The following is a 1,706-nucleotide window of genomic DNA, read 5'->3' as shown; positions in this document are numbered from 1 at the left end:
TTAGTCACCAGCTCCTCTGCCGATAAAGCTCCAAATACATCAGAAGACATTACGTGGGCGAACCTTTTCAGACCAGAGGCCAACGCTCGGGGCATCCAGTTCTGGGCAATCCATTCGTTAGCTTCGTCCCATGAACCGGTGAGTTGCGAATTGTCGTTCAAAATTTTTTCGGGCTGCTGCTTTTCAATAAACTCTAGGCTTACTTTACAGGCTTCAATTACCTCGTCTACCGTTACGTCGCCCTTCCATTCGTTATACACCCAGCCATTTTCCTCATCATAAACGGAGGTAAAGTACTCCTGGCCTAACTTGTTTTTTACCGAATAATCGATCGTTTCCATACAATTTGCATTTTTATTAAACATACAGTTACTATGAGTCAGGTACGTAGAGTGGTGGAGTTAGCTTTTAGATAATTCTTCAATTTCTTTGTCTTGCTCCTGAATTCTCTCATTTAGTTCTTGCTCCCTTTGCTTAAATTTGGTCATAGCCTTTTCCATCATCTTAGTCCTGGCCTGGATTTGCTCATCAGCCCGTTGCTTCTCAATACGACTAACTTCCTCAGCTTTAAGTTGAGCTGCCTCCAATTGCAGTAGTTTTTCTTTTAGTATGCTCTGACTTTCCTCTAGCTCAGTTTTAAATCTTTCGGATTGCTCCTGGGTAGCCTGTAGTTCTTCCATATTCTGACGCATTTCTTCTTCCTGCGCCTGCATCTCTTCAGCTTGCTGTTGCGATTCTTCTAAGAGAACCTTTGTTTGCGCGCTCACCCGGCCATTGCGCAAAGTAGCTGCGATATTCTCACTTAGCGTTTGAATGAAATCAATTTCGTACGGTTGAAATTCCCTAAATGAGGCCAACTCTAGCACACCTTCTACCTCTTCATTAATAATAAGCGGCATGATGAGCAACGCCCCGGGAGTAGTCTTACCTAGTCCGGATGTGATGTTAATGTAATTCTTAGGAATATTTGTAAGGTAAACATACTTCTTTTCCAAATACGTTTGACCTATAAGCCCTTCTCCGATAGCGACTGTTTTCTCCGCGAATTTTTTGCGTTCGTACGCATAACAAGCTAATAGACTGAGACACTTCTTGTCATCAATTTTATTTACTATAAATAACCCTCCTTGGTTGGCTTGCATGTAACGAACAATATGAGCAATAATTCGGTCGCCCATGTGCTGCATATCATTGTGCTCTCGGAGTATACCAACAGTTTGAGCCAGGCCTTCGGATACCCACTGTCGTTGCTTCTCTTCGTTCTGAGCATGTTCTAATTGTTTTAAACTTTGTTTCAGTTCCTGTTCGGACTGTTTGGCTTTTTCATTCGTTTCTTGCGCTTCACTAAGCAGTTGAGCGGTTTTGTTTTCAGATAACAGATTTTGCTGAACTAGGACAAATACATTTGCAAATGTGAAGAAAATACCTATGCAAAGAGCTAAAATACCTATGTACCCCTCCCTAATGATTGCTGCGTCAATTGTTGGTTCCCACCACCCAACAGTATATGGATAGCTAGCAATAATCAGAGCGTTTATAATTAGTATTGGGAGCAGGTAGCTCTTTTCCTTTAAATCAAAGACTAAAAAAACTATAATAGAAAAACTAAGCTCAATTAGGTGTATTCCCAGAATCGGCGTTTCGCCCGTCGCAGTTAGTCCGACTTGATACGTAGCTGCCAGTATAATAGGTAGTATGGATATGGT

Annotated in this window: 2 protein-coding genes; both read right to left on the bottom strand. The window is 41.7% G+C overall.

Features of this window, described 5'->3' with window-relative positions; genetic code table 11:
• A partial coding sequence (locus tag WBA23_RS12005; RefSeq protein ID WP_424582520.1) for a hypothetical protein occupies positions 1-341 on the bottom strand: 341 nt, incomplete at its 3' end.
• 60 nt (positions 342-401) lie between these two features.
• Positions 402-1,706 (bottom strand): GAF domain-containing protein (locus WBA23_RS12000; RefSeq protein ID WP_424582519.1); only part of this gene is annotated, 1,305 nt, incomplete at its 5' end.

The sequence above is a fragment of the Tunicatimonas sp. genome (genome assembly GCF_049647865.1).
Lineage (GTDB): Bacteria > Bacteroidota > Bacteroidia > Cytophagales > Cyclobacteriaceae > Tunicatimonas.
The sequence above is the reverse complement of the archived record's forward strand: the minus strand, read 5'-3'. Positions and strand labels throughout refer to the sequence as shown.